This is a genomic window from Undibacterium sp. WLHG33 (assembly GCF_049544815.1).
GTDB lineage: Bacteria > Pseudomonadota > Gammaproteobacteria > Burkholderiales > Burkholderiaceae_D > Undibacterium.
Genome location: NZ_CP186697.1, coordinates 993593 through 1013314 on the forward strand (window position 1 = coordinate 993593; position 19722 = coordinate 1013314).

A 19722-nucleotide genomic window follows, 5' to 3' on the forward strand; every position below is an offset into this window, starting at 1 on the left:
ACGGCTCAACGGCTTGCTACGGTTCGTTTAATACATCGCACAAGCTATCCCTTCCCGCGTCCGCCAGACGCATTACGGAGTCGTCATGCATATTGAAGAAACACTGAGACTTGATTTTAAAGACGTGTTGATCCGTCCCAAGCGCTCTACCCTTACCTCCCGCGCCCAGGTTGATTTAAACCGGGAATTCGTCTTCCACCATTCCGGCAAAACCTACAACGGTATTCCGATTATCGCTGCCAACATGGATTCCACCGGCACCATTGAAATGGCGCGTGCTCTGGAAGGCCATCAGTTATCCGTCGCCTTGCACAAGCACTACGACGAAGACACACTGGTCAGATATTTCTCGACGCTGGAAAAAAAATCGACCGCGTTTTATTCGATGGGTATTACACAAGCTGACTTTGAAAAATTTTCAGCTGTCATGGCACGCGCAAAAAATGCGATTGAATACGTCTGCATCGATGTGGCGAATGGCTATACCGAAGGTTTCATCAACTTCGTCAAAAAGGTCCGCTCTACCTATCCTCATCTGACCATCATGGCGGGCAATGTCGTCACCGGAGACATCACCGAAGAATTGATCCTTGCCGGCGCTGATATTGTCAAAGTGGGCATAGGCCCGGGCTCAGTCTGCACCACCCGCAAAATGACAGGTGTTGGTTATCCGCAACTATCGGCGATTATCGAATGTGCCGATGCCGCACATGGCCTTGGCGGGCAAATTTGCGCCGACGGCGGCTGCGTTGTTCCCGGCGATTTGGCAAAAGCATTCGGTGGCGGTGCCGATTTCATCATGCTGGGCGGCATGCTGGCGGGTCACGATGAATGCAGCGGCGATCTGGTCGAGCGGGACGGTCAGCAGTTTAAACGTTTCTACGGTATGAGCAGTCGTGCTGCGATGGATAAGTATGCAGGTGGCGTGGCCAAATACCGCGCCTCAGAAGGCAAAGAAGTGCTGATCCCTTACCGTGGGCCAGTGGAAGCCAGTCTGCAGGATATTCTCGGCGGCGTGCGCTCTGCCTGCACCTATGTCGGCGCGCATAAACTCAAAGAGCTGACCAAACGCACCACCTTTATCCGCGTCACTCAGCAACTTAACGAAGTGTTCGGTAAATCCTGATACCCGCCTCACCATTCCTCTCTTGTGCCGCCACAGCCAAGCGCAAGAGAGGCATTACGTTCATCGACAGCACATCATCGCAACAATACAGCACTGAAGCGGTGCATCGTGTCTGCACACTCTCGCTGCCTCCAGCCGTCGATATCCTGTTCCTGTCTGAAAACAGCCCGATTTATTTAACTGCGGGCACTGGCACAATTCCTGCTGTTATTTTTTTCAAAACAGAATCCGCATTGAAAATAGTCATCACAAAAAACATTGCCAGTAAAATTGTTCCGTGTCAGGATAGCAATATATCTTTTATACAATTTATTTCCTTCTGACCAGAATGCGGTTTTGTGAAAACTAAAAAAAACGGGAAATACCGGCACACAAGATTAAAAGATATTGATGCAGCAACCGATTTGTATAGGGAGAAATATGAATAAGGTAGTTCAACAGCGAGCACATAAACGTCACACGTCTGCATACGCCATTCTTTGTACAGGAATACTGATCACCGCGTGCTCGAAAACGCCACCACCGGAAGAACCGGCAAAGGAATCCAGCACATCTGCGTCTTCTGGTGAGATGCCTACGGGGCTGGTCAAAAATCCCGTTAATCATGGTCATGTCGCAGATGTGACCAAATGGATGGATCAGGCATCGACTAAAACAGCTGCGCAAATCGCTCAGGAAGAAAAACTGCTGAAAGAAGCCAGAGAAAAAGAAAAACAGGCACTGGAAGCAAAACGCGCTCCGGAGAGTAAAACGCCAGCCAAACCAGCGCCCGTTGCGCGGGAAGTTCTGGCGGCAGCCTCAGCACCTGCTCCCGCCCCCGCTCCCGCACCTGTCGTGACGAAACCGGCGGAAGCCGCCCCGGTAGTCGCAGCAGCGCCGGCACCGGCAGCACAGAAGGCAGCAGAACCTGAACGTATTGCTTTAAGACTGCTCAATAGTATTCAGCCCAAATATCCTGCAACTGCTGCGCGGGCCGGCGTGACGGAAGGTGTGGTCAGCGCCAAAATTCATATCGAACCGGATGGCAAAGTATCACAGGTCGAAATTTTGAAAGCACGTCCGCCAAGGTATTTTGATAAAGAAGTGATTGCTACGGTGATGCAGTGGAAATATGCTCCGATCACCAGAGCACAAACAACGGTCACCGAGTTTAATTTCAAGATAGACTGAGCTTCCGTATTGCAATTCTGCCTTCAGGCTCACGTACGGACAGCATGTAAAAAAAAGCCCTGCCTGCTACACGCAGATCAGGGCTTTTATATTCAGGTAAAGACGGATTGACTAGTGCGTAATCAGACCCAGCTCAGGACCAGACATCAGTTTTTCAATATCCAGCAAAATAATCATACGGTCATCAATGTCACCCAGGCCAACCAGATAATCTGAGGAAAAGGTCGTTCCCATATCTGGCGGAGGTTTAATCGCAGCAGCAGGCAGTGTCACAACATCAGACACGCTGTCAACGATCATACCTATGACATGCCCGTCGATGTTAAGAACGATCACCACTGTCGAGGCATCAAACGTCGCCTCTCCGGTCGCGAAACGCAGGCGCATATCAATCACCGGGACAATCACGCCACGTAAATTCATCACGCCTTTCAGATACTCCGGCGCATTCGCAATCCGCGTCAGCGGCTCGAAGTTACGAATTTCCTGGGTCAGCAAAATGGGAATGCCATATTCTTCTGAGCCCAGACGAAAAGCAAGAAATTCCTGATCTTTCTGCTGTGCCAGACTATCCTCCGTATCTGCTTTTGTTCCGGCAAGTTCAGCAACGCTCATTGTTCTGCTCCTTTGAAAAATTTAAGCGAAAAACGCAGAAACTTTACTCTGCCTGCGTTCTGGTGAGATCAAATTCGGAGAAGCTTCAAACGCAATAGTGTATGCACTGCACAAAACCATTGCGCCAAAATATTTCCATAAGGAACTAATTTTACTTGATTTACGCCGAAGCACGCGGCTTTTAACTTAATTTAATGGCTTCGCCAATTGACGCAGAACATGTGCAGCCGCCATCAGGCCGAACGATGCAGTCACCACCACGGAAGACCCGAAGCCGGCACAGTTCAGACCACTGATTCCATTATTCCCGTTATTTCCAGTATCGACAGCATCCACCTCACATGCCTCGGCGGTTTCAGGCATCGTCAGTGCTTCCATAGAAAACACGGCATCGATACCAAATTTACTTTTCGTTCCACGCGGGAAACCGTGATTCTGCCGCAAGCGTTTGCGTACCAGCGCCAGCAAAGGTTCTTGTTCGGTACGCGATAAATCGCGGATTTCTATCTTGCCCGGATCCGTCTGCCCGCCTGCAGCGCCTATCGTGATCAGGGGAATAGTGTGCTGACGACAATAAGCGATCAGCGCCGTTTTTGCCTTCACATTATCAATTGCATCAATCACGTAATCGAAACCTTGCTGCCCCAGCATCGCGTCGAGATTGTCCGGTGTCACGAAGTCTTCAACCTCGGTCACCTTGCAAAACGGATTGATCAAGGCTATCCGCTCCGCCAGTGCCGTGACCTTGGCTTTTCCCAGCGTTTCACTGGTCGCCTGAATCTGACGATTGATATTCGATTCGGCAACATTATCAAGATCAATCAGCGTAATGCGGCCGATCGCGCTGCGCGCCAGCGCCTCGACAACCCAGGAACCGACACCACCGACGCCAATCACGCAGACGTGCGAGTCCGTAAAACGTGTCAATGCAGCACTGCCATACAACCGTGCAATACCACCAAAACGACGATCAAAATCAATATCAGAATCTTGTTGCATAATGAGAGAAATTGTAAATTCAGGCGCCATTTTACAAGACCGTGATTGATGTGTCGCAAGCAGGTCTACAATGGGTACTGCATAATGATGATCAACATCTCCAGAAGGAGTCTGCATGAACAGCTTATTTGACAGTGCGCCTGGCTTTGATCAGCCACTCGCGGTTCTCAAACACTGCCACGACCGTATCCGCAAACAACTCGCGACCATGGATAAACTGGTCAGCCATCTCAACGATGTCGGCATTGATGAGAATGCACAGCAAGCAGCAAAAGCGGTCTTACGTTATTTCAATAAAGCCGCGCCCCTGCATCATGAGGATGAGGAAATTGATTTACTGCCTGAATTAAAAGCAACGGTCACAGGCACAGACGCCGAATTGTTTGCGCAATTACACGCAGAAATACTGCAACAGCATCAGCAGATGGCGCAACAATGGCAAGTACTGGGAAAACAATTACAGGCGATTGAAGACGGCACAGGTACGGATTTATCCGCCGCAGATGTGGAAGATTTCGCAGCGCTCTATACCAGCCATATGCAAATTGAAGAAGGCCAGATCGCGCCAATGGCGCAACGCCTGTTCAGTGCCGCTCAGATGCAGAAATTAGGTGCGGCGATGCAGGCACGCCGCGGCATCAGCTCTTAGTACCGCCACAATTACAGATAATCATTTTGTTTTTAAAGGAAATCTATGTCGATCGCCCATCTCCGTAAGGATTATCAACAAGCCAGTCTGTCTGAATCGGATGTAGCCGCTGATCCTGTTGTCCAGTTTGGCACCTGGTTTGAACAGGCATTGAAAGCGGATGTCGCTGAAGCAAACGCGATGAGCTTAGCTACTGTTAATGATGACGGACGACCAACGTCACGCATCGTACTGATCAAGGAATTTGATCAGCGCGGTTTTTGCTGGTTCACCAATTACGACAGTGCAAAAGGTAAGGATCTGGAAGCTCATCCGTATGCTGCCTTACTATTTTTCTGGACTGCACTGGAACGTCAGGTAAGGATTGAAGGCTGCGTAGAAAAAGTGTCTTCGGAAGAAAACGACGCGTATTTCTATAGCCGTCCGTTAGGCAGCCGCCAGAGTGCAAATGCGTCAGCCCAGAGCCAGACAATTGCCAACCGCGATATGCTGGAACAACAGCTGGCCAGTGTTGTCGCTACCTTTGGCGATCAGCCTCCACGCCCTGAACATTGGGGTGGCTACCGTCTGGTGCCGGAAAAAATCGAATTCTGGCAAGGTCGCAGTTCACGCCTGCATGACCGTATCATCTACACCCGTAATGCAGATGGCAGCTGGAGTATTGGCCGCTTGCAGCCTTAAACAGCAGCCGCTTTATCCGCTGCGCCATCGTGTATGGTGCGCACAATATCCCCCGTCACTCTCGTCAGTCGGGGGATTTTTTATCTCCCGCCGACGTCAGAACATGTGTGATCTGCCACCGCAGATCACGTCATCAAGTCATCACACTGCACTGTTATGCTGGACGATCGTTTCTGATCAGTTCACCATTCATGCGAAAAAAAATCTTGTTGCTCAGCGTTTCAGCGGGAAGCGGACACAGACGTGCAGCCGAAGCGCTGCTCGCCTGCACGCCAGCCGACGAGCAGGTGGAAATACGTCATCTGGATGTGATGGATTTCGTCACGGCAGGGTTTCGCAAAATTTACACCGATTTCTATATCAGGCTGGTGAGCCGGGCCCCGCTGTTATGGGGCTATCTGTATCATGCAACTAATAGTGCGCAAGCCAACAGCATCCTGGAAAAACTGCGGCGGGGTGTGGAAAGACTGAATGCCAGGCCACTGAAAAAAATGCTGACCAGCTTTCAACCCGATGCCATTATCTGCACCCATTTCCTGCCGGCGGAAATGCTGTCGCATCTGCTGCAAAAATCAGAACTGAATTGCCCGGTGTGGGTGCAAGTCACCGATTTCGACTTACACCGTATGTGGGTACATGACAATATGGCCGGTTATTTTGCGGCGAATGCAGAAGTTGCTGAACGCATGCGCCAGAATGGCATTCCTGCACAAAAAATACATGTCACCGGCATTCCTGTAATGCCTGGCTTCATGCAACGGCATGATCGCCACAGCTGTGCCACAGAGTACGGACTGGATCCGCTCAAACCAACAGTTTTGCTAATGGGCGGAGGTGCCGGTGTCGGCGATCTCGACAAACTGACTGCGCACTTATTACGCTTAGAGACGCCGTTTCAACTGATCACACTGGCAGGAAATAACACACAGATGCTGCATAAAATGCAGGCACTCGCACACAAACATCCGGGCAAATTGCTGCCGCTGGGATACAGCAATCAGGTTGAGAGACTGATGGCGTGCGCAGACCTGGTCATAACCAAACCTGGCGGTCTCACGACCTCCGAGTGCCTTGCCTCTGGTGTGGCAATGATCGTGACCTCGCCGATTCCCGGTCAGGAAGAACGGAATGCAGACTTCTTACTCGAACAAGGCGTGGCACTCAAAGCGTACGACCAGATCAGTCTTGCCTATCGCCTGAATTTACTGCTCAGCCAACCCGAAAAATTATATGAGATGCGTCGCAAAGCGCTCACCTTAGGTAAGCCAAATGCGGCGGCCGATGTCCTGACACGCGTTCTGAGAGAGGACGCGATACTGACGGAGGACAAACCTTAAGCAAGTAAAGAACAAAGACTGATCCAGCCCCGCACAACACCTCCACATTCACATCATTCGTATGAATTCATCGTTTAAAAATTTATTCCTGACGCTGTTATGGGTCGTTGTACTGGCGATTTTTTTTGCGCAGGTGGAAATCCAGATAGAAGGCGCTAACGGCTGGGGCGGCAGCCTGCCGACCTGGCGCATCAATAAACACTGGCTGCTCGATTTATTCTGGGGCGGTCGGGCAATGACGGGTTACCACGCATGGGTGTTTCCGTTCATCGCCATTTTCTTTCACTTCCCCCTGATCTGGATGCAGCAATGGAACGGCAAAATTCAGGCACGTATCATCGCCTGCATCATCATTTTCTGGATAGTGGAAGATGGCATGTGGTTCGTCATGAATCCCGCCTATGGCATCAGTAGTTTTAATCCTGTACTGGTGCCATGGCATCGCCACTGGCTCTGGGGTACGCCGGCCGATTACTGGATAGGCGGTGCGGTTGCGATCCTGTTACTTTACTATTCCTGCCGGAAAGATCCATCTACCGGACAGTAAAGTACCGCAGCAACAACAGCACCGCCCGGCTTCAGGCAATCGGGCTGTAGGCTTTTTTAGGATCCTCACCGACATCTTCCGTCGATACTGTTGGTTCCGGTGACGCCGGATTAAGCGCGACACTCTGCGTTTTTTCAGGAATTTTAAAACCTGCATAAGTGCCGGCGCTCATCCCCATTAAAGTCAGAATATTGCCGTCAAATTCAGGCATACTGACATGCTGTACAACATACAAAATAAACAGAATGCCAAACAACAGATTGAACACCAGCATCTGAAAACGGTACAAAGCCAGCCCCTGCGCATCACTCAGAATATCGTTCCAGAAACCCTGACTCTCACTGTTGACAGGTGGCTTGGTCGCATCCACGCCAGCGGCGGCAAAATACGTCACGCTGCCTATGCCAAGCAAGCCCAGCGCCTGACTGGATAAGGTCGGAATTCCTTCCCCGACCAGCCACAACCACATGTAAGAAGCAAACACGATAAAAAACCACCATGCCATCTGCACCCGTGACAGACTGAAGCTACGGCAACGAACCGCGAGATCGGTGACATCGCGCAGCAAACCCGAATCACGTCCGAGGCGCAATAATGCAAAGCCGACACCGAGTATGAAGCCGAATCCCAGCAGCAGATACGAAGGACGCAATATCTGCAGACGCAATATGCCGTTTGCCAGCGCCACACTACCAGTAACCGTATTTATGCTCAGGCTGTAAGGCAGGTCGCGGCGAAAGCCGTGTTTCGCATCTTTCCACGGCGAGCCGACCAGTAACTCGCGCATGACACCAAGTTCACTGCCATCAAGCTGCGGCATAAAAAATTGCATACCATATCCAATCGCATCCGGGTTGCAATCAATCGGTTTCAGTGGCGTCAGTTGTCCCTGTATGCGCAATTCCACTCCGGCGTACTGATCGCTGCTGACACGGTCACAAATACCGGGGCTGGCAATCACAAAGCGATGATTGATTTCAACCGCCACAATATCGGCGGAGCGGGCAGCATCGGCAGCATCAGCAGTAATCGAAGACAAACCACAAAGAAGAAAAACAGCGACAAAACATCGTTGCAGCACAGCACACAGAAATGAAGGCGCTCTCATTGTTTTCTCCTCAAGCGGATTGTGCAACTGGTGTGATAGGAGTAAAGGATGCGGGTGCTACGGCTGGCGTCACTACCGGGGTTAGAAATAAATCCCGTTCGGCGGCGCGGCGTTTGACCAGTCCCGGTAAGGGTTTGCCATCCGCCATGACCCACCGTCCGAACTGATCTGCCGCACCGGCACGGTTATTGGCATTGAGCATCTTCAGCAGTGTTGAACTGCGCAAATTACCGATCCCCAGATTGAAGGTAAAACTGGTCAGCGCACCGAATTCATTGTCATTCAGGGACACCAGCACGACCGACGACACATCGCGCCCTGCGTTCATCAGATCCGTATGCAACAAGGCTTCGGCCTGAGCGAGTGTAATGCCCCCTGGATACAGGCTTTGCATCTGCGCCTTATCCGCAACTCCTTTCAGGAATCGCCCCTGATAAGTGATCGCATGTCCCCACCCTATAGTCCAGATACCGACGGGATCAAGATAAGGATCGATATTGTCTGTTGCAGGATTACCGTCCGGTATCCCTTCGTATTGTTTGATCAGGTCTACTGTCGCCTGATTCACATCGCGCAGTGCCATTGCAACCTCCGGAAGAGCGTTTATCGATGCAGAGACCCCGACATCGTCATCCGCGGATCCGGATTTGATACATCAGGGATGAATGTTGAAGCTTTGCAGCGCAGGTTCCGGAGGAATAGTGTCAAATAAATATGTCAATAAATTAATTTATTGGCAAAAATTTTTCGTGCCTTCGCCACTTTAGGCGCCACCACGAACGCGCAATAGCCTTGTTCAGGATGCTGGCGATAATAATTCTGATGGTAGTCTTCGGCGATATAAAACATCGGTGCCATCGTGATTTCCGTCACGATAGGCGCATCCCATACCGCAGCCATCGCCGCAACCACTTCCTGTGCTGTTTTTTTCTGTTGTTCATCATGATAAAAAATAGCGGAACGATATTGCGTTCCGACATCGTTACCCTGACGATTCAACGTCGTCGGATCGTGTATCGTAAAAAACACTTCCAGTAATTCACGGTAAGACACCTGAGCCGGGTCAAACGTCAAGCGCACCACTTCTGCATGACCAGTCTGCCCGGTGCAAATTTGCTGATAACTGGGCTGATGCACACTGCCGCCGGTATAACCGGACTCGACTTTCTGCACACCGCGAATTTGTTGAAACACCGCTTCAGTGCACCAAAAACAACCGCCACCCAGGGTGGCAATTTCTGTGCCGGGATTCGTCATAGTATTGTCCTGATTACGTTAAAACAAAGGTGCAGAAATGGTCTTTTGCTGACAGCGACTCAATTTCAGACCACCGCTGCACCTGTACATAACAACGAGTATATACAAGCGCGAGAACACGGGTTGGTGATAGCTATGGATGACGTCTTCACCGCGCAGGCAACATCATTCTGCATCCGCTTTATGTAATTAAAATTACAATTTTTTACAGGTTACCCCTCGTTCCTGCACTTAAAATTTATGATCACCATTTTCCGGCAGGAGTTGTCATCATGCTTTATCAGGCCATCCGTAAACTCAGAGATCAGTTACGCACGGTATTCCATATACGCCGCCGGCGTTTGCTGCCGCCGCCCGGAGCGAAACCGGCGTTTGGCAGCACGATCACGCTTGACAGGCTGAAGATGCAACTGTTCTTGCCTATCAATTACGAACAATGGGAATGGCTGACTTTACGTGGCTGGCGCACGCTTGATTCGCGCCAGAACCGCCGTCGCTACTACCGGGTGCCACGCGCAGCCGTGACTCGCTTATTGCAAGCGACGCCGGATGAGCGGGAATTCGTACATCAGCGTATCGTCGAACATAAATACGATAAAAAAAGGCTGGAGTAAAAGGCCGGATCAAGCAACAACCTGCAACATGACTCCTGCGCGGTCGGTAGCATCCAATACAAGCGTCTGCCGGGTTAACTGTCCGACAGACCCGCTTTCATCCTGAATTTCGTTTGCTAACCTATCAATTCGGGGGAGTATGTGCCAAAAACATTCAGAGCTCCTTACAAATAAAGAGCTTTTAAATATACTCCCCCCCAGTATTATTTTAGCCCGAGGAACGCCGTCACATCCGTTTCAGCCTGAACCCGGAATTGAACTGCGCCGCTCGGTAGCAAAAACACCCTGCATCAGCACCTCTCTACCCTGTCTGAAAATAGCTTTCAGACAATACTCAAGCCCCTTGCAAGCGGGTAAAATGCCGTATGCAAAATTTTAGTGACGACGCTCACGTCCAGACCGGGGAAGACCTCGCTCTGCAGACGTATTTCAAAACTGGTATTTCTCCCGACGACGTTTCCGCCGTTTTCCCCTTAAAGCGCGCCCAGCCTGTATTACAGGCATTCACGGCGCTGTTTCATGGCGGCTTCAACGGCGTCTTGTTACGTCTGCTGGTCTTGCGCGAGCTGACGGCAGATGTCGAAACGCCATCGCTGAGCCGCGCCGATATCAATGCCAAACTCGGTTATCTGGAGCCGGATGCGCTCGAAACCGTGTTGTCGCGCCTGCGCTCAACCGGCCTGCTGGTGTGGGATGCCAGCCAGTCGGTGTATCGCATCACGCCGACCGCGCGCAATGTGCTGGCCGCCATAGAATCGCTGCTGCACACGGAAGAAAATAACGATCAGGCTGAGATGAGTTACATGCTGACGCAGGTCGCCGGTGCGCAAGCAGTTGGCGGTGTCTCGGTCGAGCAATTGCATCATCTGTTAGGCCGTCTGATCGAGCTGACCGAAGAATTTTCAGATGCGATTGCATCCGGCTCTGAATTCCAGTTACGCGCAGCGCAGCAGAAATGGCATACCGCCTGCGACTGGGTGGAAAAAGGTTCGCAAATCATCCACGCGATCACCCACGATGAACGGGCCGATGCGGCCACCCACCGCGCCGCGCAGGCCATCGGCCGCGCGCAGAGTGCGCTGCTGAATATGCAAGGCATGTTTTCACGTGCGCTGAATCAGATCGAACGGCAACGCGTGCATCTCGGACAGTCGGGTTTATCGACGACCGATATCAAAACCTGGCTGCTGCAAAAAGAAGACCTCGCTGCGCTGGCTGACGATGCGCTGGCAAGTCCGGTCACACCGCTGTTTATCACGCCCTCAGAAATGATAGACGTGGCCGAAAGCGAATTGCTGAGCCATCGTGTATCAGTGGTCGCCGGCGCCCTGCCTGCTGGTGAAAATGCTGTCTCGATTGCCAATGATGATGACGATGCGCTGCATGAACTCGATCACTGGCTGGATCTGCTGAGTAAATCAGACGCGCGCGAGAAACCGATCGCGCTGCAGGACATTTTGCTGCCTGCGAGTTTTTCGATTGCCTCGTACCGCGCATCGATGCTGCCGTTGCTGGGCGATGTCAATGAATCAGCGCTGCAAGGGGCAACGGCCAATCTGGCGCGCTTGCCGCTGGTCTTTCAGTCCAAAGACAAAATGCAAAAGGTACAGGATGCCCATGTCGCCGCGATTTCGGTCGCCAGCATCAGCGCTGCACCTGCTGCCATTCACACGATATTCAGTGCCGACGATGCTGGCAGCAATGCCGGATTCAGCACTGGTACCAACAGAGAAACACCATGACCGAAGATGCACAAATTCTGATTGCGCGCCTGCTTGCGCATCAAACCCTGCGCCGTGAAGACAAGCTCGTCAAACGCGCTTTGTCTGATGAAAATTTCCGTACCGAACTCGATGCGAGGCTCAAAGCCTGCGGCATGAAATTCGTTGATAACGTGTATGCCGATTACGTCACACTGGCATTAACACGCGACAGCGAATCGAAAGTTTTCGGCACCAAAGAAACCTGGCAAAACAATAATTTCGGCCTCGCCCGCGATGGCGTTGCGCTGCTGGTGGTGTTGTGGTCGCTGATTATTCTGCCGAAACGCGAACGCCAGGAAGCACATCAGCTCGCAGAAGAAGATCAGAACGATATGTTTGGTAAAGAAAAACCTTTGCCACGCGCCGAAGATACCTCGATCGGTATTTCATACCGCGCATTGCTGGCCGATTTCGGCGATAAGCTCGGTAAAAAAACGCGCATGGATATGAACCTCGGTCAGCTGGCGCGCGTCGGTTTTATCGAACGCAAAGGCGATCTGATTCTGGAAGGCCCGCTGCTCGATCTGCTGATGGATACCGACACGCTGAAAGACCGCATCATCAATGGCGCGCTGTCGGATATTTTCCAGATTCCCGCTGTGCGTACGCCTGCGATTCTGACTCCAGCCAATGAAGAAACGGACGCCGAAGAAACGCTGGCAAGTGACGACAACCGCGATGCGGATACAAATACAGATACCGATGCAGACGCGCCCCTCAACACCGGAAAAGAATAAAACTTATGTTTCATATTAAATCGCTGGAACTGGTGCACTGGGATTACTGGCAGCGCATCAAAAATATTCCTCTCGACGCCAAGATCATTACGATTGCCGGACAAAACGGTTCCGGCAAAACCACCTTGCTCGATGCCTTGCGCACCTTGTTCGGGCTCGAATGTTCTATGGGACGCTCCTACAAACACTATGCGCGCCATTCCGGCCAGCAAACTGCCTGGATACGCGCAGTAGTCGATAACAGCGCGGTGGGTCCGCAGATTTCAAATCGCCCTTTCCGCATGTCCGGTTTGTACGAAGATGAAGTCACCCTGTTCTGCAAAATAGAAAAAAACGGTGGCGACTGGAAGCGTCAGTATCTGATGCGCGGCGGTAAAGTCGAGATCGAGGAAGTGATCGAAGCGCACGACTGGCTGGGTGTGGAAAGCTACCGGAAACGCTTGTCTCATGCGGGCTTGTCGAATGCGATGGGCAAGGTATTGGCACTCGAACAGGGCGAAACTGACAAGCTGTGCGAATACGCCCCGCGTCAGTTACTCGATCTGGTGTTTCAGGTTTTTGGTGACAAAGAAGTGCTGGATGCTTACGACGATGCGAAGCGTCATCAGCATGATACTGAAGTTGAATTGCAGCGGTTTGAAACTGAACTCGAAGCTGCAAAGGCGAATCTGGAAGGTTTACGTCTGAAGGTCGCCAATTACCATCAGTACGAAAGTTTGCTGAAAGAAAAACGTGATCTGCAGGAAGAAATTCTGCCGACGCTGCAATATCATGAAGCACTGGAAAAAGCCGCTGCCACCAGCCAGTCGCTGCGCGCCGGTAAACGTCTGCTGAAGACACAGGACGAAGCCCTGTCAGGCCGTCGGCAACATCTGGCGCAACAAGCGCATGAAGTGTCGGAAGCCAAACAAGTAGAAGCGGCGCTGGAAGCCGAAGAATCGGCGTTGCGTGAAAAACTGCAGCAAATCAATGCCAAACTGAAACCGCAGGAAAGTCTGCTCGAGCAAAAAAGCCGGTTACAAAAACTGGCCGCCGAAGCTGATGCCGATGTCGCCAACGTCGCCGACGACTTAGAGAAAAAAGAAGCCGAACTCTCGCGTCAGAAAGCGGAACGCGACGCGCTCAGCCAGCGCATCGCCAGCGAGATGGATACCATCGCTGCGCTGCAAGGAAAATCAGCACTGCCCGACCCGGAAAACGTACGCCAGATGCGCCGTGCTCTGAACGACGCGGGCATCGCACATTGCATGTTGCCTGATATTGTCGAAGTCACCGACCCGCAATGGCAAGGCGCGGTAGAGGGAATGTTGCGCGGCTATACCTCAGTGATACTGCTCGATAAAGCCAGCGATGCCACAGCGGCCTACCGCATTGGTGAGAAACAAAAATACAGCCACTTCATCGTGCCTGAGCGTGTCAGCGCTCCCGTCGTCAAAGATCAGAGCCTGCTGTCCGTCGTGAATTTCACCGCGCAGGCACCTGCCTGGCTGATAGAACAATTACAGCGTGTCACCACCGTCGCATCTATCGAAGCAGGCATGAAATTGCCGCGTTCGCAAGAATGGATCACGCCCGATGCCTATCATTTTGAACGACGTGGCGGACGCTCGCTGTTTGTTGACGTATCGCGCTATCGTTTCGGTAACGCCGGTCGTACTCAGCGTCTGGAAGCATTGCTGAAATCGCTGCCGCGCCTGCAATCGCAGGAAGACGTGCTGACCATGAACATCAGCAAACTTGCCGGTGAAATCAGCGCGTATAAAGCGCGTCTGGCAGGTGTCGATGCAGCGAAAGAACTCAGTGCGCGTCACGCCGAATTTGAAGAAGCACAGCGCAATACGCAACCGTTGAAACAACAGCGTATCGAAGTCGGCAGCCGCTTAGGTGAAATCGCACCGCTGCTGAAAGCAGCAACCGAGCAACGCTCTGTCGCGCATCTGAAATGGGAACAGGCCAAGGCAGCGATCGCCGATGCCGAAGCGCAATTGCGTGTATCAGAAAAGCGTCACGCCGAAGAGCGTGCCGCGCAATACGAAACCCTGCGCAGCATGCGCGATACCTGGCATACGCTGCCGCCCAACTGGAAGCGCGCTTCACACCGGCGTGAACTGGTGGCGGAACACGAAAACGTCCATCAGATCGAATTACGACTGCGCAGCCTCAGCAATAATCTGGCGCGCGATGACTGGGAAACCGACTCCACTGTGGTGGATCAGTACACCCGTCTGAACACCTTGCTGCAAGGCCGTCAGGCAGAAACCGATGAGCGCCGTTATCAGAATAACCGGGCGATCGAGGCCACCATCAATGCCCGCGCCGCCTACATGGACAGACTGCGTTACACCATTAAGGCGTACAGCAAAAATATCCGCCAGCTCGGCGAGCTGGCCGGTATTGAAGTGCATACCGATCCGGTGAAGCTGGAGAACGACGATATACAACTTGCGCAGGCCGGCTTGCATGTGCGTTTTAAATTCGATGGCAAAGGCCCTATCGGTATGAATGACGGTGAAGCATCCGGTGGCCAGCAAGTCATGAAATCACTGATTCTGCTGATCGGTCTGCTGAAATCTGAAGACGGTTCCGGCGGCTTCGTTTTCATTGATGAACCGTTTGCCCATCTGGATATCCGTAATATTCAGCTGGTTGGCGAGTTCCTGAAAAATACCGATGCACAATATCTGATGACGACGCCATTGACGCATAACACCGATGTCTATGACCCGTCAGAACTGACGCTGATCACCAGCAAAAAGAAAAAAGACAGCGAATGGGCGCAGCCGATTTTTGTGCTGCAAAGGAAAGTCGAAAAGCTGAAAGATGCAAGATAAGAAAGCATGTGCAGGATGGCGGACAGCGGCTTGCATCGCTGTTTCGGTCTGACTCTGACGTAATACGCATCTATAAAAAACCGGTCAGTAGCAAGCATGCTGCTGACCGGTCTTTTTTAAGAGAGTCAGAAAATTACATACTGGAATGCGGATGCAGATGCAGACGCTGATCGTTGGCTTCAAGCTTCCCCTGACAATCGATACACCGCTCTGCGGTCGGTTCAGCTTCTAAACGTGGAAACGGAATAGTCGCACCGCATTCGCTGCAGATATCAGCAACATTTTCATTGAGTCGCACCCGCGCCCGCTGTAATGCCTGCCACTCTGTGTGGTGATGCAGGAATTGCGCCATTTCATCGGCATTGAGTGCATCGTTCGTCAGGCGATCGCCCTCGCCCGATTGTATCTGCAGACTTTCCGGATTATGTTGCCGCAGCTCCTCTTGTATATTTTGCTGCAAGCTATCCAGTTTTTCTTTTAAGCTGTTTTGTTGTGCGCTGTTGAGACTCATATTTTCTCCCTTAATTCAATCACCTGCCAGATATACAGATTAACCTGGCCAAGACCACACCGTCTTGATCAAAAGCAACTCGGGTACTGCCAGCTTCTACCCTGAGCGGATATAACACCGTGACGACTGCGTTACGGCCCTGATCGCATTGTGCATCCTGTCTGTATCACTCCTTACCTGAATCATTTTGCGGTAGTCCGCAGCTTAAAACAAGATGATCAAGTTCAGCATAAAAGACGGATATTCCGGCTTAAGTTACCATACCTCAGCAGATAACGGCAACGCATGGTCTCAGGCGGCAGGATTCATACTCAGCGGAGCGTAAATAACACCTCGTCAGCAGCTCGGCATGAAATAATGATGCGATATGCTTTTATTCCTTAGTCAGACTACCGGACGTATCCCGGTAGTCTGTTTTCGTTAACCTCAACAACATCACAACATGAAACTAATGAAGCCCGCCTTGCTTACTATGCGCCCCATGCGCAGGCTGTTTTTACTTACTTGTCTCGCTGCCACCAGCAGCCTGGCAGCATTTCCGGCGATTGCGGCAGACAAACCTGCACAACCAAAACTGGTCGTGGTACTGGTGGTCGATGGTTTGCCGCAAGAGCAAGTCACGCGTTATCGTGATCAGTTCGGTCAGGGCGGATTCCGCCGTCTGCTGGATCAGGGAGCCTGGTTCAATAATGCGCATCAGGCGCACGGCGTAACAGTCACCGCGGTCGGTCACGCTGCCGTACTGACGGGCGCGTATCCTTACCAGCACGGCATCATCTCGAACGACTGGACAGATACGAAAACGCTGGAATCCATGTACTGTACGCAAGACAATGCGCACAGTTATATCGGCGATGAAACCAAACCCGGTGCGGGAACCTCGCCTGCTAATTTACGCGCCAGCACGGTGGGCGACGAATTGCGCTACGCAACCGGTAACCGCGCGAAAGTGATCACGGTATCCGGCAAGGATCGCGGCGCGATTCTGCTCGCAGGCAAAGCGGGGACGGCGTATATGTATATGGGCAAATCCGGCAATTTCGCCAGCAGCACCTATTACATGCAAAGCCACCCGCAGTGGGTGCAGCAATACCATGCCAGCAAGCCACAGGATAGATTCTATGGCAAAGAATGGCGTCCCTTACTTGCAGATGCGTCGTATGCCGGTGATGCCAGCGACGATCTGATTGCTGACGAAAAAAACCGCTTCCCGTTTAAATATGAAAGCAAATCCGGCAAACCGGATGCGGAATATTACGGCAAGCTGTACACCGGTCCTTATCTCGATGAAATGACACTGGACTTTGCACGTGCTGCGGTGGAAGGCGAAAATCTGGGCCGCAATCCTGCCGGTGTGCCGGATGTGCTGGGCGTCAGCTTATCCAGCCATGATTATGTGAATCATAGTTTCGGCCCTGAAAGCCGGATGTCGCACGATCATTTGCAAAGACTCGATCGTCTGCTGGCGAATTTTTTCAGTTATCTGGATAAACGTGTTGGCCTTGATAACACCATGGTCGTACTGACTGCTGATCATGGCTTCCCGAATGTGCCGGAATTCTCACAATCGATCAAACGCGATGCACAGCGCCTCGATGGCAAGCAAATGTCGGCAGCATTGAGTAAACATCTGGCGGAAAAATTCGGGCAGGAAAACCTGGTCAGAAAATGGTCACCGCCAAATGTGATTCTGGATTACACACTGATAGAGCAAAAGAATCTGAAACGGGAAGAAGTAGAAAACACCGCCGCACGTTTCCTGTTGAATTACCCTGGCGTGGCGAATGCTTTCACCCGTACTCAACTGGAAAACGGCAATCTGCCAGCTACCCGCATCGGCACCTTGATGCAACGCGCCTGGAATCGTCAGGTATCCGGCGACATCATGGTGGTCATCAAACCTTTCTGGTATTTCAGCAGCGGTAAGCAAGGTACTTCGCATGGTTCCCCTTACTCGTATGACACGAATGTGCCGCTGATGATCATGGGCAAACCGTGGATTAAAGCAGGCGCTTACGGTCAGTATGCAGAGGTGATGGATATTGCACCGACACTCGCGCATCTGTTGCGCGTGCGTCCGCCATCAGCTGCCGAAGGCCGTGTGCTGACAGAAGCACTGCAGTGATCTGATTAATGCAATTAGAAAAAAGCCGCATGAAAATCATGCGGCTTTTTTTATTTCAGTAGCCTGACTTGTTGCTTCAGGCTTTGCGGTAGTTGTTCAGCATTTTGTAGTTCTTCGCATACAGCGCAAACAGTAAGGCCGCGAGTAAGGCAAAACCGGCGAAGAAGAACATCTGAAATGCCGTCACACTAATGCCTGTCGTTTTGATCTGCTCAGTCACTGCTGTGCTTTTCACGCTGGAATTAGCCAGCAATACCCATAAGTTACCTATCGTCACGGACAGATTCCAGAAACTCATGATCACGCCTTTCATTGCCAGCGGTGCCTGACTATAAGCGAATTCCAGACCGGTCGCAGATACCAGCACTTCACCAAAAGTCAGCAAAGCATACGGCAAGATTTGCCATGTGATATCGATCGAATTGCCACCATCAATCGCCAGTTGCATAAAGCCGACGACAATCCATGCCAGGCCGGAAAACGCAATCCCCAGACCCATACGGCGCAGGGCAGTCAGCTCAACGCCCACACGCTTGAGCATAGGGTACAGAATCAGGTTATTGAATGGAATCAGCAGCATCACCAGCATCGGGTTTAATGCCTGCATCTGTGAGGACTGGAACCATGATGGTTTCGTCATCAGATCGGCCTGCAATACCCAGGTTGAGGCTTTCTGATCAAACAAAGACCAGAACGGTGTCACCAGTGCAAACACCACCAGAATACGCAACACAGAACGCACACCATCGACTGCCTCATCAGGATGGGCACCACGCGCGCGATCGAGTTGCATCCATGCGCCCATACCGCCGAATCCCAGCATTAACACGAGCACCAGACACAATGCGGCAACGATGCCGATAGCCGGAATCAGGAACAGCGAGCCAACTGCCAGCAACGCACCCAGCCATGCTATCAGCGTGCCACTATTCGATTGGCCTGCAACTTTGGTCGTCAGCGCAGTACGCACGACATTCAGGAAAGAATGCGGGTCTTTTGAGACCGGTGGCACATGCACATATTTTTTGCGGCCAGACCAAAAAATCATGGTCGCGATGAACATCAGCGCACCGGGAATACCGAAGGCGACGCTGGCACCCAGTTGCTTGAGGAACAGCGGCATCAGCAGCGAAGCAAAGAAGGAACCGAAATTAATGATCCAGTAAAAGCCATCGAATACTTTTTGCGCCAGCTTGCGATTGGTCTGGTCAAACTGATCGCCGACAAACGAGGTCACCAGTGGTTTAATCCCGCCGGAACCGAGCGCGATCAGAAACAGGCCGGTATAAAAACCATTGCGGTTATCCTCGAATATCGCCAGGCACGCATGTCCTGCGCAATACACGAGACTGAGCCAGAACACGGTATTGTATTTACCGAAGTAACGGTCAGCGAGCCAGCCACCCAGCAAAGGGAAAAAATAAACGCCGATCACGAAGGTATGAAAGACTTCTTTTGCCATGCCTGCACGCATGTTTTCCGGCATCGATAATAACAGGCTGGTAATCAGAAACGAGGTCAGGATGTTGCGCATGCCATAAAAGCTGAAACGTTCGCAGCCTTCATTCGCGATAATGTAGGGAATTTGTGGCGGCATTTTCGCTTGTTCAGCGTGCCCGGTATTTTGCGTCATCGACCTCTCCAGTTTCATT

18 protein-coding genes are annotated in these 19722 nt (G+C 51.7%); 11 read left to right on the forward strand and 7 right to left on the reverse strand.

Going from position 1 to position 19722, the window contains the following annotated elements:
- The first annotated feature begins 85 nt into the window (after positions 1-85).
- Positions 86-1126: a GMP reductase gene (locus ACOTSW_RS04490; protein ID WP_423681244.1), complete on the forward strand. Its 1041-nt coding sequence runs from the start codon at positions 86-88 to the stop codon at positions 1124-1126.
- 420 nt (positions 1127-1546) lie between these two features.
- Complete coding sequence (locus ACOTSW_RS04495) at positions 1547-2296, forward strand: energy transducer TonB (RefSeq protein WP_423681245.1); 750 nt, start codon at positions 1547-1549, stop codon at positions 2294-2296.
- Between the two features lie 111 nt (positions 2297-2407).
- On the opposite strand, the gene ACOTSW_RS04500 is transcribed toward ACOTSW_RS04495, so the two are convergent.
- Positions 2408-2911, reverse strand: a complete 504-nt coding sequence (locus tag ACOTSW_RS04500; protein ID WP_423681246.1) for a chemotaxis protein CheW — start codon at positions 2909-2911, stop codon at positions 2408-2410.
- Between the two features lie 186 nt (positions 2912-3097).
- Positions 3098-3910: a tRNA cyclic N6-threonylcarbamoyladenosine(37) synthase TcdA gene (tcdA, locus tag ACOTSW_RS04505; protein WP_423681247.1), complete on the reverse strand. Its 813-nt coding sequence runs from the start codon at positions 3908-3910 to the stop codon at positions 3098-3100.
- A 115-nt stretch (positions 3911-4025) separates the two neighbouring features.
- Between tcdA and ACOTSW_RS04510 the strand changes: the two genes are divergently transcribed.
- The 4 genes from ACOTSW_RS04510 to ACOTSW_RS04525 all read left to right on the forward strand — a co-directional run bounded on the left by ACOTSW_RS04510 (position 4026) and on the right by ACOTSW_RS04525 (position 7124).
- The gene (locus ACOTSW_RS04510; protein WP_423681248.1) at positions 4026-4559 is read left to right on the forward strand and encodes a hemerythrin domain-containing protein; all 534 of its coding nucleotides are present in this window, start codon (positions 4026-4028) and stop codon (positions 4557-4559) included.
- A gap of 45 nt (positions 4560-4604) precedes the next feature.
- Positions 4605-5240 carry a pyridoxamine 5'-phosphate oxidase gene (gene pdxH, locus ACOTSW_RS04515; RefSeq protein ID WP_423681249.1) on the forward strand — a complete coding sequence of 212 codons (636 nt, stop codon included), beginning with the start codon at positions 4605-4607 and terminating at the stop codon, positions 5238-5240.
- Positions 5241-5431: 191 nt separating this feature from the next.
- Positions 5432-6577: an MGDG synthase family glycosyltransferase gene (locus ACOTSW_RS04520; RefSeq protein ID WP_423681250.1), complete on the forward strand. Its 1146-nt coding sequence runs from the start codon at positions 5432-5434 to the stop codon at positions 6575-6577.
- Positions 6578-6638: 61 nt separating this feature from the next.
- The gene (locus ACOTSW_RS04525) at positions 6639-7124 is read left to right on the forward strand and encodes a hypothetical protein (RefSeq protein ID WP_423681251.1); all 486 of its coding nucleotides are present in this window, start codon (positions 6639-6641) and stop codon (positions 7122-7124) included.
- A 31-nt stretch (positions 7125-7155) separates the two neighbouring features.
- On the opposite strand, the gene ACOTSW_RS04530 is transcribed toward ACOTSW_RS04525, so the two are convergent.
- The 3 genes from ACOTSW_RS04530 to msrA form a co-directional block, all read right to left on the reverse strand.
- Positions 7156-8232 carry a hypothetical protein gene (locus ACOTSW_RS04530; RefSeq protein WP_423681252.1) on the reverse strand — a complete coding sequence of 359 codons (1077 nt, stop codon included), beginning with the start codon at positions 8230-8232 and terminating at the stop codon, positions 7156-7158.
- Positions 8233-8242: 10 nt separating this feature from the next.
- Positions 8243-8815: a lysozyme gene (locus tag ACOTSW_RS04535; RefSeq protein ID WP_423681253.1), complete on the reverse strand. Its 573-nt coding sequence runs from the start codon at positions 8813-8815 to the stop codon at positions 8243-8245.
- A 134-nt stretch (positions 8816-8949) separates the two neighbouring features.
- Positions 8950-9489, reverse strand: coding sequence for a peptide-methionine (S)-S-oxide reductase MsrA (gene msrA / locus ACOTSW_RS04540; RefSeq protein WP_423681254.1), 540 nt, complete (start codon positions 9487-9489; stop codon positions 8950-8952).
- A gap of 272 nt (positions 9490-9761) precedes the next feature.
- Here msrA and ACOTSW_RS04545 point away from each other — a divergent pair, with 272 nt between their 5' ends.
- The 4 genes from ACOTSW_RS04545 (at position 9762) to ACOTSW_RS04560 (ending at position 15434) form a co-directional block, all read left to right on the forward strand.
- Positions 9762-10103: a hypothetical protein gene (locus tag ACOTSW_RS04545; RefSeq protein ID WP_423681255.1), complete on the forward strand. Its 342-nt coding sequence runs from the start codon at positions 9762-9764 to the stop codon at positions 10101-10103.
- A 365-nt stretch (positions 10104-10468) separates the two neighbouring features.
- Positions 10469-11845: a hypothetical protein gene (locus tag ACOTSW_RS04550; RefSeq protein ID WP_423681256.1), complete on the forward strand. Its 1377-nt coding sequence runs from the start codon at positions 10469-10471 to the stop codon at positions 11843-11845.
- Positions 11842-12603 (forward strand): hypothetical protein, encoded by a 762-nt coding sequence (locus tag ACOTSW_RS04555; protein WP_423681257.1) that lies wholly within the window; start codon positions 11842-11844, stop codon positions 12601-12603. The genes ACOTSW_RS04550 and ACOTSW_RS04555 overlap by 4 nt, the downstream gene beginning before the upstream one ends.
- A gap of 5 nt (positions 12604-12608) precedes the next feature.
- Positions 12609-15434, forward strand: a complete 2826-nt coding sequence (locus ACOTSW_RS04560; RefSeq protein WP_423681258.1) for an ATP-binding protein — start codon at positions 12609-12611, stop codon at positions 15432-15434.
- A gap of 133 nt (positions 15435-15567) precedes the next feature.
- Here ACOTSW_RS04560 and ACOTSW_RS04565 read toward each other — a convergent pair whose 3' ends face one another.
- A complete protein-coding gene (locus tag ACOTSW_RS04565; protein ID WP_423681260.1) occupies positions 15568-15945 on the reverse strand; it encodes a TraR/DksA family transcriptional regulator in 378 nt (125 codons plus the stop codon).
- A 442-nt stretch (positions 15946-16387) separates the two neighbouring features.
- Between ACOTSW_RS04565 and ACOTSW_RS04570 the strand changes: the two genes are divergently transcribed.
- On the forward strand, positions 16388-18070 hold the full coding sequence (locus ACOTSW_RS04570) for an alkaline phosphatase family protein (protein WP_423681261.1): 1683 nt from the start codon (positions 16388-16390) through the stop codon (positions 18068-18070).
- Between the two features lie 76 nt (positions 18071-18146).
- Here ACOTSW_RS04570 and ACOTSW_RS04575 read toward each other — a convergent pair whose 3' ends face one another.
- On the reverse strand, positions 18147-19703 hold the full coding sequence (locus ACOTSW_RS04575; protein ID WP_423681262.1) for an oligopeptide:H+ symporter: 1557 nt from the start codon (positions 19701-19703) through the stop codon (positions 18147-18149).
- Positions 19704-19722: the final 19 nt, after the last annotated feature.

What these genes read in the sequence shown, in the direction of transcription:
- ACOTSW_RS04520 (WP_423681250.1), top strand. Translation starts at nt 5,432, where the DNA reads ATGCGAAAAAAAATCTTGTTGCTCAGCGTTTCAGCGGGAAGCGGACAC.
- msrA (WP_423681254.1), bottom strand. Translation starts at nt 9,489, where the DNA reads ATGACGAATCCCGGCACAGAAATTGCCACCCTGGGTGGCGGTTGTTTT.
- ACOTSW_RS04575 (WP_423681262.1), bottom strand. Translation starts at nt 19,703, where the DNA reads ATGACGCAAAATACCGGGCACGCTGAACAAGCGAAAATGCCGCCACAA.
- ACOTSW_RS04545 (WP_423681255.1), top strand. Translation starts at nt 9,762, where the DNA reads ATGCTTTATCAGGCCATCCGTAAACTCAGAGATCAGTTACGCACGGTA.
- ACOTSW_RS04495 (WP_423681245.1), top strand. Translation starts at nt 1,547, where the DNA reads ATGAATAAGGTAGTTCAACAGCGAGCACATAAACGTCACACGTCTGCA.
- ACOTSW_RS04565 (WP_423681260.1), bottom strand. Translation starts at nt 15,945, where the DNA reads ATGAGTCTCAACAGCGCACAACAAAACAGCTTAAAAGAAAAACTGGAT.
- ACOTSW_RS04490 (WP_423681244.1), top strand. Translation starts at nt 86, where the DNA reads ATGCATATTGAAGAAACACTGAGACTTGATTTTAAAGACGTGTTGATC.
- ACOTSW_RS04555 (WP_423681257.1), top strand. Translation starts at nt 11,842, where the DNA reads ATGACCGAAGATGCACAAATTCTGATTGCGCGCCTGCTTGCGCATCAA.
- tcdA (WP_423681247.1), bottom strand. Translation starts at nt 3,910, where the DNA reads ATGCAACAAGATTCTGATATTGATTTTGATCGTCGTTTTGGTGGTATT.
- ACOTSW_RS04525 (WP_423681251.1), top strand. Translation starts at nt 6,639, where the DNA reads ATGAATTCATCGTTTAAAAATTTATTCCTGACGCTGTTATGGGTCGTT.
- pdxH (WP_423681249.1), top strand. Translation starts at nt 4,605, where the DNA reads ATGTCGATCGCCCATCTCCGTAAGGATTATCAACAAGCCAGTCTGTCT.
- ACOTSW_RS04560 (WP_423681258.1), top strand. Translation starts at nt 12,609, where the DNA reads ATGTTTCATATTAAATCGCTGGAACTGGTGCACTGGGATTACTGGCAG.
- ACOTSW_RS04500 (WP_423681246.1), bottom strand. Translation starts at nt 2,911, where the DNA reads ATGAGCGTTGCTGAACTTGCCGGAACAAAAGCAGATACGGAGGATAGT.
- ACOTSW_RS04530 (WP_423681252.1), bottom strand. Translation starts at nt 8,232, where the DNA reads ATGAGAGCGCCTTCATTTCTGTGTGCTGTGCTGCAACGATGTTTTGTC.
- ACOTSW_RS04570 (WP_423681261.1), top strand. Translation starts at nt 16,388, where the DNA reads ATGAAACTAATGAAGCCCGCCTTGCTTACTATGCGCCCCATGCGCAGG.
- ACOTSW_RS04535 (WP_423681253.1), bottom strand. Translation starts at nt 8,815, where the DNA reads ATGGCACTGCGCGATGTGAATCAGGCGACAGTAGACCTGATCAAACAA.
- ACOTSW_RS04510 (WP_423681248.1), top strand. Translation starts at nt 4,026, where the DNA reads ATGAACAGCTTATTTGACAGTGCGCCTGGCTTTGATCAGCCACTCGCG.
- ACOTSW_RS04550 (WP_423681256.1), top strand. Translation starts at nt 10,469, where the DNA reads ATGCAAAATTTTAGTGACGACGCTCACGTCCAGACCGGGGAAGACCTC.